This window comes from Delftia sp. PX-1 (assembly GCF_055797465.1).
Genome location: NZ_CP184763.1, coordinates 4,241,034 through 4,256,263 on the forward strand (window position 1 = coordinate 4,241,034; position 15,230 = coordinate 4,256,263).

Genomic DNA, 15,230 nt, shown 5'->3' on the forward strand with positions numbered 1-15,230 from the left:
GTTGAGGTGGAAAACGGAATCGGGCGGCGCCCTCAAAGGCTGGCCGCCAGCGTGGTGCCTTGCAGAATGGCGCGCTTGGCGTCGAGTTCGGCCGCCACGTCGGCGCCGCCGATCAGGTGCACGCTGCAGCCCGCCGCGCTCAGGGCCGCATGCAGCTCGCGCTGCGGCTCCTGGCCCGCGCAGAGCACGACGTTGTCCACCTCCAGCAGTTGCGGCTGGCCGTCCACGGTGATGTGCAGCCCGGCGTCGTCGATGCGCTCATAGGCCACGCCCGAGCCCATGGCCACGCTGCGTGCCTTCAGCGAGGTGCGGTGTATCCAGCCCGTGGTCTTGCCCAGCTGGTCGCCCACCTTGGTGGACTTGCGCTGCAGCAGGTGCACGCGGCGCGGCGAGGGCTGGGCCTGCGGCTGCGCCAGGCCGCCGGCCCGGGCGTAGTCCGTGTCTATGCCCCACTCCGCATAGAACTTGCGGGGCGCCACGGCGCCGCTGTCGCCGGCATGGGTCAGGTACTCGGCCACATCGAAACCGATGCCGCCCGCGCCGATGATGGCCACGCGCTCGCCCACGGGCCTGTCGCCCTGCAGCACGTCCAGGTAGCCGAGCACCTTGGGATGGTCCACGCCGTCGATGGCGGGAACGCGCGGCCGTATGCCCGTGGCCAGCACGATCTCGTCATAGCCGCCCTCGATGAGCTGGGCCGCCTCCACGCGGTGGCCCAATTGCAGCGCCACGCCGCCCAGCTCCAGCTGGCGGCGGAAGTAGCGCAGCGTCTCGTGGAACTCCTCCTTGCCGGGCACCTTCTTGGCAATGTTGAACTGCCCGCCGATCTCGCTGGCCGCATCGAACAGCGTCACCGCATGGCCGCGCTGCGCCGCGGTGACGGCAAAGCTCAGGCCCGCCGGGCCGGCGCCCACCACGGCGATGCGCTTGGCGGCGGGCGCGGGCGCAATCACCAGCTCGGTCTCGTGGCAGGCGCGCGGGTTGACCAGGCAGGAGGTGATCTTGCCGCCAAAGGTATGGTCCAGGCAGGCCTGGTTGCAGGCAATGCAGGTGTTGATCTCGTCGGCACGGCCCTGGCGCGCCTTGCGCACGAAGTCGCCATCGGCCAGCAGCGGCCGGGCCATGGAGACCATGTCGGCATAGCCCTCGGCCAGCAGGCGCTCGGCCACTTCGGGCGTGTTGATGCGGTTGGAGGTGATCAGCGGGATGCCCACCTGCCCCATCACGCGCTGCGTGACCCAGGCATAGGCGGCGCGCGGCACCTTGGTGGCGATGGTGGGGATGCGCGCCTCGTGCCAGCCTATGCCCGTGTTCAGCAGCGTGGCGCCCGCGGCCTCGATGGCCTGGGCCAGCGCGATCACTTCCTCCAGCGTGGAGCCGCCCTCCACCAAATCCAGCATGGACAGGCGGTAGATGATGATGAAGTCCCGCCCCACGCGCTGGCGCGTGCGCCGCACGATCTCCACCGCAAAGCGCATGCGGCCCGCGTAGCTGCCGCCCCATTCGTCATCGCGGTGGTTGGTGCGTGCAGCGATGAACTCGTTGATCAGGTAGCCCTCCGAGCCCATGATCTCCACGCCGTCGTAGCCCGCATGCCGGGCCAGGGCTGCGCAGCGCACGAAGTCCTCGATGGTCTGCTCCACCTCGTCGCCCGTCAGCGCATGCGGCACGAAGGGGTTGATGGGCGCCTGCAGTGCGCTGGGCGCCACCAGCCCGGGCTGGTAGGCGTAGCGGCCGAAGTGCAGGATCTGCATGGCGATCTTGCCGCCCTCGGCATGAACGGCCTGCGTGACGATGCGGTGCTGGTCCGCCTCGTGTTCGTTGACCATCATGGCGCCGCCCTTCATGGGCCGGCCGCTCTCATTGGGGGCGATGCCGCCCGTGACGATCAAGCCCACCTCGCCGCGCGCGCGCTCGGCGTAGAAGGCGGCCATGCGCTCGAAGCCGTGGGGCGCCTCTTCCAGGCCCACGTGCATGGAGCCCATGAGCACGCGGTTTCTGAGCGTGGTGAAGCCCAGGTCCAGTTCGGCATTCAGGTGGGGGTAGTGGGTCATGCCTATCTCGCTTTTTTATGCAACTGATTGCATGAATGTAGTCAGCCTCCTTTATTTATGCAACTGGTTGCGCAAAAAATTGCAGAAATGACTGCAGCGCTTGGCCACACCTCCATGCAGGCCCGTAAGATGGCGCCCAGCGCCAGTCCCTTTGTTGCCGATGTCCCTGCCACACGCCCTTCTCACTGCCTTGGTCGAGCACCCCTGCTCGGGCTCGGAACTTGCCGAGCGCTTCGACCGCTCCATCGGCTATTTCTGGAACGCCACGCACCAGCAGATCTACCGCGAACTCGCCCGGCTGGAAGAGGCGCAATGGATAGAGGCCCTGCCCGCCGAATCCGGCCGGGGCCGCAAGCGCCAGTACCGCATCCTTCCCACCGGCCGCAAGGAGCTCAAGCGCTGGGTGGCCGAGCAGGAAGACCCCAAGCCGCTGCGCGAGGAATGGATGGTCCGCCTGCGTGCCGAGGCGGTGGTGGGGCCCTGCGGACTGCAGGACGAAGTGCAGCGGCTGCTGGCACTGCACCAGGCGCAGCTGGACGTCTACCAGCGCCTGGAGCAGCGCGACTTCCTGGACAAGCCGCCCACGCGCGAGCGGCGGCTGCAGCACCTGGTGCTCAAGGCCGGCATACAGCACGAGCAGCTGTGGATAGGCCTGCTGCAGGAGGCCCGGGAGATCCTGGACATGCCGGCCAGGCCCTGAGGAACGGTTGCGACGACTGAGACGGCCGAGACGGCTAAGACGGTGCGATGGCCGCCTCAGCCCTTGTTCAAGCCGTGCAGCACCAGCCCCGGCGCCTCCAGCCGGGCACGCAGAATGCGCCCGTGCGTGGAGTCCGTCACATGCAGCGTGCGGCGGTCCGCGCCGCCAAAGGCCAGGTTGGTGAGCGAGCTTCCCGGCACGCCGCGCAGCACCTGCACGGGCTCGGCGCGGTGGTTGAGCACCCACACCAGGCCCAGGCCCGGGTTGGCCACCAGCAGTCGGCCCTGGTCATCCACGGCCAGCCCGTCGGGACCGCTGGGGCCGTAGGAGGTGAAGAACTGCCCCACCTTGGCCACGCTGCCATCGGGCAGCAGGGGCACGCGCCAGACGCAGTTGCCGCGCGTCACGGCCAGGTAGAGCACGCGGCCATCGGGCGACAGCGCCACGCCGTTGGGGCTGGGCACGTTGGCCAGCAGCAGGTCCAGCCGGCCGTCCGGACGCAGGCGGTACAGGCGGCCGCTGGGATCGTGCAGGCCGCTCTGGCCCTGGTCGGTGAAGTAGAGGTTGCCTTCGGCATCGAAGACCAGGTCGTTCACGCCCTTGAAGCGCTCGCTGTTGCGCCGCTGCAGATAGGGGCTGACGCGCCCCGTGGCCACCTCCAGGCGCATCAGCCCGTTCTTGTAGTCGGTGATCAGCAGCGTGCGCTCGTCAAGGAACTTCATGCCGTTGGGCTCGCCGTCGTACTCGGCCACCAGGGTCCAGGCGCCTTGCGGATCGATGCGGAAGACGCGGCCCCAGGGAATGTCGGCCACGTACAGGTTGCCGGCGCCGTCGAACACCGGCCCCTCGAGGAAGGAGTCGGTGACGGCGCCGCCCCGGTTGGCATCGGCCCACTCGCTGCGCTCGGGGCGGCGCAGGGCGTCGGGCATGGCGGTGAACGATTCGAGTTCGCAGACCTGGGGGGCTTGCAGCAGGAACATGGTGCTTGTCTTTCTCGGGATTTCAGGGGATGGCGCTGAAGCCGTACAGGCGCGCTGGATTGTCGACCAGGATGCGGTCCATGGCCTCGTCCGTGCCCGCCCAGGCCTGCAGCAGATCGACCAGATCGGCATCGTCGACGGAGCCCGGCGCCTCGGTGGTGTGCGGCCAGTCGCTGCCCCAGACCAGGCGCTCGGGTGCGGCGCGCACCAGATCGCGGCCCAGCGGCAGCGTGTCGGCATAGGAGGGGCCGCCCACCGATGAACGCATATAGGCGCCGGAGAGCTTGACCCAGGTGTTGCCGCCATCGAGCAGCCGGCGCAGCGCGGCATGGGCCGCGCCCTCCACGCCCTGCATGCCCGCGGCCGGGTCGATGCGACCCAGGTGGTCCACGACCAGGGGCACGGGCAGCGCGCCCAGCACGGGCTCCAGCGCCACCAGCTGTTCGGGCTGCACGAAGACCTGCACATGCCAGCCCAGCCGTGCGACCCGGTGCGCCAGCGTGACCAGCATGTGGGCCGTGGTCTCGCCCCAGGACTGCGGCGAGACAAAGTTCACGCGCAGCCCGCAGACGCGGTGCGTGGCCAGCCGGTCCAGCTCGGCATCGGCCACATCGTGGGCGACCACGGCCACGCCGCGCGCATCATCGCCCAGGCGCTCCAGCGCATCCAGCGTGCAGGCGTTGTCCGTGCCATAGGTCGAGGGCGTGACCACCACGGCGCGCGAGGTGCCCAGGCGCCGCTGCAGTTGGCGGTACATGGCCACGTCGGCCTGCGGAGGCGTGCGCGGCCAGTGCGGCGACGGCGCAAAGCGCGCATCGAAGATGTGCATGTGGCTGTCGCAGGCCAGGGGCGGCAGCGTGCGCGCAGGCCTGCTCGTGCCGGCCGAGTGCGGCACGGCCATGGCGATGTCGGTCATGCCCATACGCTCAGTCCAGCACGATGGCGCCCTTGCGCACCACCTCGCCCCACTTGGCGTCTTCCTTCTGGAGGAAGGCGGCGAACTCGGCCGGCGTCGATGCCATGGGCTGGGCGCCCAGGTCGCTCAGGCGCTGGCGCACCTCGGCTTCCTGCAGCACCTCGGACAGCGCCTGGTGCAGGCGCGCGGCCACGGGCTCGGGCGTGCCCGTGGGCAGGAAGATGCCGTTCCACTCATAGGCCTCGTAGCCGGGAATCACGGTCTCGGACACGGTGGGCACATCGGGCAGGCGCGCCGAGCGCTGGGGCGCCGCCACGGCCAGGGCGCGCAGCTTGCCGCCCGTGACCAGCGGATAGGTGGCCGCCATGGTGCCGAACATGAAGTCCACCTGCCCGCCCATCACATCGGCAATGGCCGGCCCGCCGCTCTTGTAGGGCACATGGACCATGTCCAGCTCCAGCCGCTGGCGAAACAGCTCGGCCGCCAGGCGCTGCACCGTGCCGCTGCCGCCCGAGGCGAAGTTGATCTTGCCCGGCTGCGCCTTGGCCCTGGCCGCCAGGTCGGCCACGCTGCGCACGGGCGAATCGGCCTTGACCACGACCACATTGGGCATGAGCAGCACCAGCGACAGCGGCTGCAGCGCGCTGCGCGCATAGGGCAGCTTGGCAAACAGATGCGGGTTGATGGAAAACGGCGTGGCGTCGTAGAGCACCGTGTAGCCATCGGCGCGCGCCTTGGCCACCTGGCTGGCGCCAATGGTGCCGCTGGCGCCGGGCCGGTTGTCCACGATGATGCTGGTGCCCAGCCGCGCGCCCATGCGCGTGGCCAGCAGGCGCGCGGCCGCGTCGGCGCCGCCGCCGGGCGCATAGGGCACGACCAGGGTGATGGGACGCTCGGGAAAGGCGGCCTGGGCCACGGCGGCGGCCAGGGCGCAGGCCGCGATCAGGGTTCTGGCAAGGAATTTCATGGCTTGTCTCCAGATTTTTTAGAGGGGGCGGCGGCCGAATCAATCCGCCTTCAGGTTCAGTTCGCGGGCGATCTGCGCATAGGAGGCCGCTTCGCTGGCCACGCGCTGCGCGAAGGCGCTGCCGCAGCTGGACTCGGCATCCATGCCCAGGCCGTGCAGCTTTTCCGCGGCCGATGCACTCTTGGCGAACTCCACGGCCACGCGCTCCAGCGCCTGGGCCGCGCCGTCGGGAATGCCGGCCGGCGCGAGCACGCCGTACCAGACATCGGCCGAGTAGTCGCCGCCACCCGCTTCGGCAAAGGTGGGCACCTGGGGCAGCAGGGACGCGCGCCTGGGCGAGGCCACGGCCAGCGCCGTGAGCTTGCCGCTGCGCACCTGGGGCAGCACCGAGCCCAGCGTGGCGAAGGAGCTGTCGAGCTGGCCGCCCATGAGGTCGGTCACCACGGGCGCCGCGCCCTTGTAGGGCACGTGGTTGAGCTTCAGGCTCTTGGCCCGCGCAAACATCTCGGTGGCGAAATGGCCCGAACTGCCCATGCCCGCCGTGCCAGCCGTGACGCTGCCGGGCCGGCTGCGTGCCTGGCCCATGTAATCCTGCAGGTTGCGCGCCGGCATGCCCGGCCCCACGACCAGCACCGTGGGGCTGCTGGCCACCGTGCACAGCGGCCGGAACGAGCGCACCACGTCGAACTTCACGCGGCCCTGGTACAGCGCCGGGATCATGCTGTGGTTGGTGGCGCCGAACAGCAGCGTATAGCCATCGGCCGGCGCGCCAGCCACGGCCTGCGCGGCCAGTATGGTGTTGGCCCCGGGTTTGTTGTCCACCACGAAGGGCTGGCCCAGCGCCTTGCCCGCATGGTCGGCAAAGGCGCGCGCCACCACGTCGGTGGGGCCGCCCGCCGCAAAGCCCACGACCAGCCGCACGGGCTTGGCCGGATAGTCCTTCTGCGCCAGCGCGGGCTGGGCGCCCAGCACGGCCAGCCCCACGGCGGTCAGCAGGCCGCCGCGCAAGGCCAGGCGGCGGACCTCTTGGAAATTCCTCGACATCGCTTGTCTCCTCAAATCACATGCATGCACATGCATGGGCCAAGGGCGCGCACGGCACCCCTGCCCTGGCTCAGGCGCCGGCCGCCGCAGGCACGCGGGCCAGCACCTCCAGCACATTGCGGGCCGCGCCCACGCCCATGTTCACGTAGGCATCGCCGGTCACGCCGCCGATATGGGGGCTGAGCACGAAGTTCCTTTCGCCCTGGAACGGGTGGCCGGCCACCATGGGCTCCACCGCAAAGCTGTCCAGCCCTGCGGCCGCCACCTGGCCCGAGCGCACGGCGGCCAGCAGCGCGGCCTCGTCGATCAGGCCGCCGCGTGCGGTGTTGACCACGATCACGCCGCGCTTGCAGGCCGCCAGCGTGGAGGCGCCGAGCATGCCCCGGTTTTCCTCGGTCAGCGGGCAGTGCAGCGAAATCGCGTCGGACTCGCGCCAGATGGTTTCCAGGTCCACGGGCTGCACGCAGGCGGGCAGGTTCTTTGCGAAGGGATCGAAGCCGATCACGCGCATGCCCAGCGCATCGGCCATGCGCGCAAAGCGCAGGCCGATGGCGCCCAGCCCCACCAGGCCCACGGTGCGCCCGCCCAGCTCCAGGCTCTTGTGCGTGGCCTTGTCCCAGTGGCCTGCGTGCATGCGGGCGTCCAGCGCCACCACCGACTTGGCGCAGGCCAGCAGCAGGGCCAGTGCCTGCTCGGCCACGGCCGCCGCATTGGCGCCCGCGGCGGCCACCACGGCAATGCCGCGTTCGGCGGCGGCCGCCTTGTCGATGGTGTCCGTGCCGCTGCCGTGCTTGGAGATCACGCGCAGCGAGGGCGCCGCCTCCATCACGGCCGCACCCACCTTGCCGTAGCGCACGATGATGGCCACGGGATCATGGGCGCGGCACAGCGCGACCAGGTCCTCTTCGGTGGGCGTCTTGCCCGCATAGACGATGTCGTGCCGGGCCAGCAGCTCCAGGGCCTGTGGCGCCAGATCGGCGCCGGTGACGATGATGGTGCTCACAGCGATTCCCCTTCCTTGAGCACGCCGGCCGCGCGCAGGGCCGCGGGCAGCCACTTCGATGCCGTGTCGCCGCGCGCAATGGCCTCGATGCGGGCGGCCTCGTCGGCCACCTTCTTCACGGCCAGCTCCAGCATGGCGGGTGCCTTGGCGAGCTCGATGACGACCACGCCATCGGCATCGCCCACCACCAGGTCGCCCGGGTGAACCGTCGTGCCACCAGCGCAGATGGCGTGGTTGATGCGGCCCGGCACGAACTTGGTCGGGCCCGCGGGATTGAAGCCTGCGCTGAACACGGGAAAGTCCAGCTCCAGCAGCTCCAGGCGGTCGCGGATGGCGCCGTCCACGATGACGCCGGCCAGGCCCAGCTTCTTGCAGGCGCTGAGCATCAGCGTGCCCATCAGCGCGGCGGTCTGGTCGCCCTTGCCGTCGATGACCAGCACGTCGCCGGGCCGGGCCAGCGCGATGGCGGCGTGGATCATGAGGTTGTCGCCGGGACGCACCTCGACGGTGAAGGCCGGGCCGGCCACTTTCATGCCCTGGTGCACGGGCGCCACGCGCGAATGCATGGTGCCGCGGCGGCCCGCCACGTCGGCCAGGATGGCGGCCTGAAAGCCGGCTGCGCGCTGCACGACTTGGGCGTCCACGCGCTCTATGTCACGGATGATTTCTGGGAGTTGGCTCATGATGGTCCAGTGAGATGAGGTGAAGGAAAACAGAAAGATGTGCGCGCGTCAGTCGGCCTTGATGCCGGCCTCGCGGATGAGTTGGGCCCACTTGGCGGAGTCGGATTTCTGCAGCTCGCCCAATTGCCGTGGCGTGCCGCCGACCAGGGTCACGCCCAGCCGCTCGGCCAGTGCCACGACGGCCGGGTCCCTGAGCGCCAGGCCGATCTCCTGGTTCAGCCGCTGCACGATGGCGGCCGGCGTCCTGGCCGGCGCAAAGACGGCCTGCCACTGCTCGACCACGAAGTCGCCGATGCCGGCCTCGGCCATGGTGGGCACATCAGGCAGGGCCTTCAGGCGCGCCGCCGAGGTCACGGCCAGCGCACGCAGCTTGCCGCCCTGCACATGGGGCAGCGCCGCGGCCACGGGGGCGAACATGAACTGCACCTGGCCCGCCAGCGTGTCCTGCAGCGCGGGCGTGTCGCCCTTGTAGGGCGCATGGATGAAGCGCACGCCGCCCTTTCTTTGCAGCAGCTCGCCCTGCATCTGCAAGATGGTTCCGCTGCCGCCCGAGGCAAAGGCCAGCTGGCCTGGCTGCGCCTTGGCGGCGGCCAGCAGATCGGCCACCGACTGGAAGGGCTGGGCCGCGCCCACCACCAGCAAATGGGGAATGGTGCCGATGGTGATGACGGGCTCGAAGCCCGCAATCGGGTCATAGGGCAGCTTGCCCATGAGGTGGGGCGCGATCGCCTGCGGACCGATGGAGGTGCCCAGCAGCGTGTGGCCGTCCGGCGCCGCCTTGGCCACGTAGGCCGCGCCGATGGTGCCCGTGGCGCCCGCGCGGTTGTCCACGATCACGGTGCTGCCCAGGGCCTTGCCCAGGTGCAGTGCCACCTGGCGGCCCAGCACATCGGTGCTGCCGCCGGGCGGATAGGGCACGACCCAGGTGATGAGCTTGCCTGCCGGCCATGCGGGCTGCGCGTGGACGGCGGCGCTGCACAGCGGCCCCAGCAGGGCGGCGCCCCCTGCGGCCAGCAGGGTGCGGCGCGTGGGATGGAAGGTGTTCATGGTTTGTCTCCTGCTTGTGTGCAATGCAATGGCGGCGCTGCGGTCTCGAAGCCGTACAGCGCCCGGGGGTTGTCCACCAGCACGCGCCGCAGCGTGGCGGCACCGCCGGCATGGGCGGTCCAGTCGGCCAGGCGGTCGATCTGGCGGGCGTCATCAGGCAGGGGCTGCATGCCTGCCGAGGCGCTGACATGCGGCCAGTCGCTGCCCCAGAGCACACGCTCGGGCGCGCAGCGCAGATAGCTGGCGGCCAGGGCGTCCAGCGCCGGGTCTTCGACCGACTGCAGCGCGCTGACGATGTAGCCGCCGGACAACTTGACCCAGGCCCTGCCGCCCTCCAGCAGCTCCAGCAGCAGCGCATGGCCCGCATGGCGCCCCGCCTGCTCGGGGGCGATGCGGCCGAAGTGGTCGAACACCAGCGGCACCGGCAATTGCCGCAGCACGCCGGCCAGCGACGCCAGCAGGTCCGGCGCCATCAGCAGTTGCAGATGCCAGCCCAGCGGCGCGATGCGGCGGGCCAGCGGCACCAGCAGCTCGGCCGTGCCCGTCACGCCCAGCGACAGGTTCAGCCGCACGCCGCGCACGCCCAGGCCGTGCAGGCGCTGCAGCTGGTCATCGCTTTCGCTGCCATCGATCACGGCCACGCCCCGCGCCTGCGGGCCGAGGGCGGCCAGCCCGTCCAACATGCAGCGGTTGTCGCTGCCGTAGGTGGACGGCGTGACCAGCACGCAGCGCGCGGTGCCCAGGCGCCGCTGCAGCGCGCGGTAGTCGCCGGCCGAGGCGTCGGGCGGCAGCAGCCGCGCGCCCGGGGCTGCCGGGTAGCGGCCGTCATAGACATGCACATGGCAGTCGCAGGCATCCGGGGGCAGCACGGCACGGGGCCGGGCGCTGCCCTGCGAGAAACGGACGGGCACGGCAAGGCTGTCGCAGTCCATGGCGAGATCTCGATGGAGGAAAGGAAGGGAGGTGGGAGCGAGAAGGAAGCGAAAGGGCTGGCGCCCCTGCCCCGGGCTCAGTCCAGGCTGGCGCCCGAGTCCTTGACGATGCGTGCCCAGCGCGGCACCTCGGCGCGCAGCAGCGCGGCGAACTTCTCGGACGAGCCGCCCAGCACCTCGCCGCCTTCGGAGCGCAGCTTCTCGGCCACCTCGGGCACGAGCAGCGCATCGTTGATGGCCTTGTTCAGCTGCTGCACGATGGCCTGCGGCGTGCCCGCCGGCGCCAGCACCCCGAACCAGGTGACGGCCTCGAAGTCCTGGTAGCCGGACTCGGCCAGCGTGGGCGTCTGCGGCAGCTGGGCGGAGCGCTTGAGCGAGGTGACCATCACTGCGCGCAGCTTGCCGTTGCGCACCTGGCCCAGCAGCGTGGGCACGGCGGACATGTAGAAATCGATCTGCCCGCCCACCAGGTCGGTCATGGCCTGGGCTGCGCCCTTGTAGGGCACATGGCGCAGCTTGATGCCGGCCGCGTTCTCGGCGAGTTCGCCGGCCAGGTGCGCCACCGTGCCGTTGCCCGGGTAGCCCAGCGTGAGGCCGTCGGGCTTGGCCTTGGCGGCCTTGACCAGGTCGGCAAAGGTCTTGTAGGGCGAGTTGGCCGGCGCGGCCATGACGATGGGCGCGGAAGCCACCAGCGCCACGGGCACCAGATCCTTCAGCGGGTCATAGGGCAGCTTGGCGTACAGCGAGGGGTTGATGGCCAGGTTGCTGGTCTGGCCCATGACCAGGGTATGGCCGTCCGGCGCGGCCTTGGCCACGGCGTCCACGCCCAGGTTGCCGCCGGCGCCGGGCCGGTTGTCCACCACCACGGTCCACTTGTTGTGGTCCGACAGCCGCTGGGCCACGGTGCGCGCGATCATGTCCGTGCCGCCACCGGGCGGAAACGGCACGACCAGGCGGATGGGCTTGCGGGGATAGGCGTCCTGGGCCTGGGCAGCGCCCATGGGCACGATGGCGGCAACGCCGACCAGGACGGCAAGAAGGCGTGCGTTGAGGCAACGCGAAAGCGAGGGAATCGGCATGGCGGTTTGTCTCCGTTTGTTGTGTCCAACGCCCGCATGGCTGCGGTGCGTGGGACGAACTTTATGAAAACGTTTCAACCCATACAATGCCGTTTCATACAGCGCAACCAATTGCATGCCTTGCACCATGAACAAGCCCCCCAGCACCCCTTCCCCGGCGCAGCCACCCGATGACAAGGCCAGCGCGGCCAAGGACGGCGGCGTCATCGCCGTCACGCGTGCCTTGCAGCTGCTTGGCGCCTTCGCCCTCGGGGAGTCGCACCTGTCCCTGGCGGAACTGAGCCGGCGCTGCGCGCTGCACAAGACCACGGTGCTGCGGCTGGCGCGCACGCTGGCGCAGTCGGGCTTCATGGTGCAAAGGGACGATGGGGACTGGCGCCTGGGCCCGGCCGCTGGCTGGCTGGGTGCGCGCTACCAAGCGGGCTTCGATGTGCAGAACGTGCTGGAGCCCGCGCTGCGCGCGCTCACGCAGGCCAGCGGCGAGAGCGCGGCCTTCTATGTGCGCGAAGGCAATGTGCGCACCTGCCTCGTGCGCGTGGAAGGGCCGCAGGCCCTGCGCCACCATGCGCGCATGGGCGAGGGGCTGCCGCTGGACCAGGGCTCGCCAGGGCGCGTGATCCTGGCGTTTTCAGGCGAGCCGGGGCCGGTGTACGAACAGATCCGCCAGCGCGGCTACCACTGGTCCATCGGCGAGCGCGAACAGGGCGTGGCCACGGTGTCGGCGCCGGTGTTCGGCATGCACTGGCGGCTGATGGGGTCGGTGTGCATTTCCGGGCCGGCATCGCGCCTGCCCGAGGCCCGGCTGGAAGCCATGGCGCAGACGGTGGTGGCGGCGGCCAACCAGCTGTCCTATGCGCTGGCGGGCAGCGCCAGCACACAGGCCCCCGTGGTGCGCGCCAGCCAGTGGCATCCCTGAGACCACCTTCCGGGGCGACGCCCCGAAGGTGGATGGCCGCTTACTGCAGCGCGCCCATGGGCAGGGCGATGGGCTTGCCGTTGAGCGTGACCTGGCCGGCCTGCATCTTGAGCGCGCTGACCAGCTTGTCGCCTTCCAGGCGGGCATAGCCCGTGGCCTGGGCCATGCCCAGCATGCCTTCCACATCCTCGGCCGAGACATCGGGCTTGCCCGATGCCTTGATCAGCGGCTCCAGCCAGGCCTTGGGCAGGCTGGCATTGGCCTGCAGTGCCGAGGTCTTGAGCAGCGCCGGCATCCAGCCGGCCTGGGCGACCTGCTCCTGCGTGGGCGCGCTTTGCACTTCGGCGCCGTACTCCAGGTGGCCGGTCTGGCCCTGGTAGGTGGCCTGCAGCTTCATGGAGTAGGCCGGCAGGGCCGCCACCAGGCGCGGGGCGTTCTGCATCAGCACGCCCATGCCCTGCTCTTCCAGCGATTCCAGTGCCTTGGCCAGGCCCTCCTTGCGGTAGCCCTCGACCATGACGCGCTGGAAGCCGCGCAGCGCCTCGATGTCCAGGCGCTGGATCTTTTCCTCGTAGCCCACGGACTCGAAATCGATGGGGCCGATACGGCCCGTGCCCTTGACCTGGGTGGTCATGCCCAGCGTGGTCTTGTCGGACTCGATGACCGAGCTGCCGTCCACGTTCTTGAGGTCCAGCAGCGTCTTGGCCTCGCCGCCTTCGGCGGGCGTGCTGCTCATGCCGAAGCGGGCGATGCGCACGCTGGCCTTGCCGGGGCCCAGGCCCCACAGGCCGTCGATGACCTTGTTCTCGAAGCTGCTTTCCAGGCCCGTGAGCACGATGCTGGTGCGCTCCACCGGCGCTGCGGCCGGCTGGGCAGCGATGGCCTCGTCGTTGTCGGATTCCTCCTCCTCGCCCTCTTCCTCTTCCACGCCCATGGACTTGTCGCGGCTGGGCAGGCCCAGCAGGGCCACCTCGGGCCAGCGCCAGGTGCCCTTGACGCTGCCACCGCCCAGGGCCGTGTCCAGCACCATTTCCTGCCAGCGCATGGTGACTTCGTTGTCGCCCATCTCGCCTGCAGGCAGCAGCAGGCGCACATCCTGGCCGCCCGTGAAGTGGTGCACGCTGGTCAGCGTGGGAGCGACAGCCTTGGCCAGGGTCTGGCGGCTCTTTTCGTCCAGGCCGTCGAGCGCAAAGCGCGTCTCCGACACCGCCGCCGCCAGGCGGCCACCGGCCAGCGGGCCGTGGCGCACCGTGGTGTCCACCACCAGGCGCACGGGCTTGGGGGCGGCTTCTGCGCCGGCGTCTGCAGCGGCGGGCGCATCGGCCTCGCCAGCCGCAGGCCACTGCAGCACCAGCTTGGCCTGGGACGACAGGAATCCCTTGTGGTATTCGTCGGTCACGACGGCCTTCTCGCCCAGCACCTTGCGCAATTCGGCCACGGCATCCTTGTAGCCGGACTCGGCCCTTTGGCCCGTATACCAGGTGGTTCCTCCATAGGCCACGACGGCCAATGCCACGGCAGCAGCCACTGCGGTTTTCTTGTTGCTCATTGTGAATATCCCGTGATGAATAAGACCCTCCCCCTCGGGCGGGCCGCGCGACTGTATCAGTTCGGCGTTTCACCATGCATCGGCAATGGGCTGCGCATTGGCTCGCCTGCACCTTGAGCGGCGGCCCCCTATGGGCGCAAGGCGTTGCCCAGCCCTTGCCAGGCCTTGTCTCCAGCGGCTTTCAAGGATTGGGACCTGGGCATTGCATGCGGGCAGCAGGCATGCGGTTTTTTCAATTGCTTACCTTTTCCGGACACGATTGGCATACCAATTGAATCCATGGAGAACGCTATGTCTCCGCAGATATGGTGCGAATGCACCTTTGCCCTCTTTTCCCTTTTTTGCCGGCTTGCCTGAATGCAGTCCCGAAAGCCAACAATGACCGCACTCACCCGGCCTGCAACAGAAATGGCAGGGCCGCGTCCAGCAGTGCGTCGGGCGCCTCCTCGGCAATGTAGTGCCCGCAGGCCAGCGGCCGGCCGCGCACATCGTCGGCCACGAGCTGCCACTCGCGCAGCGGATCGAAGCAGCGGTGCACCACGCCCTCCTCGCCCCAGAGCACCAGCAGCGGCATGGACAGCCTGCGCCCCAGCCGGCGGTCCTCGCGGTCATGGTCCAGGTCGATGCCGGCCGAGGCGCGGTAGTCCTCGCACATGCCGTGCGCGCTGCCCGGCAGCGCCAGGCAGCGCTGGTACTCGGCCAGCGCCCGGGGATCGAAGGGCGCCAGGCCGGCGCTGCGCCGGCCCATGATCTCGCGCACATAGGCGGCGGGGTCGGCCTCGATCAGGCGCTCGGGCAGCGGCGCGGGCTGGATCAGGAAGAACCAGTGCCAGTAGGCGCGCGCAAAGGCCTCGCCGGTCTGCTCGTACATGGCCAGCGTGGGCGCAATGTCCAGCAGCACCAGACGCTGCACGCTGGCGGGATAGTCCATGGCCAGCCGGTGCGCCACGCGCGCGCCCCGGTCATGCGCCAGTACGCTGAAATGCTCATGGCCCAGCCGCGCCATCAGCCGCAGCAGGTCGCGGGCCATGGTGCGCTTGCTGTAGCTCACATGCTCGGGATCGCCGGCCGGGCGCGAGGAGTCGCCATAGCCGCGCAGGTCGGCCAGCACCACGGTGAACTGCTGCGCCAGCCGGGGCGCGACGCGGTGCCAGATGGCGCTGGTCTGCGGGTGGCCGTGCACCAGCAGCAGGGCCGGCCCCTGGCCGCCCACCCAGGCGTTGATCTCCACCCCGTCATCGACCGTGATGCGCTGCTGGCGCAGGCCCGGCATCCATGGATCTGTGTGCATCCCGGAGATTCCTTCTACGTTGTTCATGACTGTCAGCCTGCCATGCTAATCAGTAAACCAGGCTGCATA

The 15,230-nt window shown here is 69.9% G+C and carries 14 protein-coding genes; 2 read left to right on the plus strand and 12 right to left on the minus strand.

Features of this window, described 5'->3' with window-relative positions; translation table 11 throughout:
• Positions 1 to 32 precede the first annotated feature (32 nt).
• Positions 33 to 2,054 (minus strand): 2,4-dienoyl-CoA reductase FMN-binding domain-containing protein, encoded by a 2,022-nt coding sequence (locus tag ACN20X_RS19460; protein ID WP_473209762.1) that lies wholly within the window; start codon positions 2,052 to 2,054, stop codon positions 33 to 35.
• A gap of 160 nt (positions 2,055 to 2,214) precedes the next feature.
• Between ACN20X_RS19460 and ACN20X_RS19465 the strand changes: the two genes are divergently transcribed.
• A complete protein-coding gene (locus ACN20X_RS19465) occupies positions 2,215 to 2,754 on the plus strand; it encodes a PadR family transcriptional regulator (RefSeq protein WP_043790523.1) in 540 nt (179 codons plus the stop codon).
• Between the two features lie 56 nt (positions 2,755 to 2,810).
• Here ACN20X_RS19465 and ACN20X_RS19470 read toward each other — a convergent pair whose 3' ends face one another.
• The 9 genes from ACN20X_RS19470 to ACN20X_RS19510 form a co-directional block, all read right to left on the minus strand.
• Positions 2,811 to 3,734 (minus strand): SMP-30/gluconolactonase/LRE family protein, encoded by a 924-nt coding sequence (locus ACN20X_RS19470; RefSeq protein WP_288896997.1) that lies wholly within the window; start codon positions 3,732 to 3,734, stop codon positions 2,811 to 2,813.
• Positions 3,735 to 3,756: 22 nt separating this feature from the next.
• Positions 3,757 to 4,656, minus strand: a complete 900-nt coding sequence (locus ACN20X_RS19475; protein ID WP_043790525.1) for an amidohydrolase family protein — start codon at positions 4,654 to 4,656, stop codon at positions 3,757 to 3,759.
• Positions 4,657 to 4,660: 4 nt separating this feature from the next.
• On the minus strand, positions 4,661 to 5,617 hold the full coding sequence (locus ACN20X_RS19480; RefSeq protein ID WP_016446265.1) for a tripartite tricarboxylate transporter substrate binding protein: 957 nt from the start codon (positions 5,615 to 5,617) through the stop codon (positions 4,661 to 4,663).
• A 39-nt stretch (positions 5,618 to 5,656) separates the two neighbouring features.
• On the minus strand, positions 5,657 to 6,661 hold the full coding sequence (locus tag ACN20X_RS19485; RefSeq protein ID WP_473209763.1) for a Bug family tripartite tricarboxylate transporter substrate binding protein: 1,005 nt from the start codon (positions 6,659 to 6,661) through the stop codon (positions 5,657 to 5,659).
• Positions 6,662 to 6,731: 70 nt separating this feature from the next.
• A complete protein-coding gene (locus tag ACN20X_RS19490; protein WP_473209764.1) occupies positions 6,732 to 7,664 on the minus strand; it encodes an NAD(P)-dependent oxidoreductase in 933 nt (310 codons plus the stop codon).
• The gene (locus tag ACN20X_RS19495; protein ID WP_473209765.1) at positions 7,661 to 8,347 is read right to left on the minus strand and encodes an RraA family protein; all 687 of its coding nucleotides are present in this window, start codon (positions 8,345 to 8,347) and stop codon (positions 7,661 to 7,663) included. Before ACN20X_RS19495 ends, ACN20X_RS19490 begins: the two co-directional genes overlap by 4 nt.
• Positions 8,348 to 8,395: 48 nt before the next feature.
• Positions 8,396 to 9,394, minus strand: a complete 999-nt coding sequence (locus ACN20X_RS19500) for a Bug family tripartite tricarboxylate transporter substrate binding protein (RefSeq protein WP_074921351.1) — start codon at positions 9,392 to 9,394, stop codon at positions 8,396 to 8,398.
• Entirely contained in the window at positions 9,391 to 10,326 is a 936-nt protein-coding gene (locus ACN20X_RS19505; protein WP_074921352.1) for an amidohydrolase family protein, read from the minus strand. The genes ACN20X_RS19500 and ACN20X_RS19505 overlap by 4 nt, the downstream gene beginning before the upstream one ends.
• A 77-nt stretch (positions 10,327 to 10,403) precedes the next feature.
• On the minus strand, positions 10,404 to 11,405 hold the full coding sequence (locus ACN20X_RS19510) for a Bug family tripartite tricarboxylate transporter substrate binding protein (RefSeq protein WP_473209766.1): 1,002 nt from the start codon (positions 11,403 to 11,405) through the stop codon (positions 10,404 to 10,406).
• Between the two features lie 127 nt (positions 11,406 to 11,532).
• Between ACN20X_RS19510 and ACN20X_RS19515 the strand changes: the two genes are divergently transcribed.
• Positions 11,533 to 12,321: an IclR family transcriptional regulator gene (locus ACN20X_RS19515; protein ID WP_016451548.1), complete on the plus strand. Its 789-nt coding sequence runs from the start codon at positions 11,533 to 11,535 to the stop codon at positions 12,319 to 12,321.
• A 40-nt stretch (positions 12,322 to 12,361) separates the two neighbouring features.
• Here the strand turns inward: ACN20X_RS19515 and ACN20X_RS19520 are convergent, their stop codons facing one another.
• Positions 12,362 to 13,870 carry a YdgA family protein gene (locus ACN20X_RS19520; protein WP_016446273.1) on the minus strand — a complete coding sequence of 503 codons (1,509 nt, stop codon included), beginning with the start codon at positions 13,868 to 13,870 and terminating at the stop codon, positions 12,362 to 12,364.
• A 388-nt stretch (positions 13,871 to 14,258) separates the two neighbouring features.
• Complete coding sequence (locus ACN20X_RS19525) at positions 14,259 to 15,161, minus strand: alpha/beta fold hydrolase (RefSeq protein ID WP_026061995.1); 903 nt, start codon at positions 15,159 to 15,161, stop codon at positions 14,259 to 14,261.
• Positions 15,162 to 15,230 lie beyond the last annotated feature (69 nt).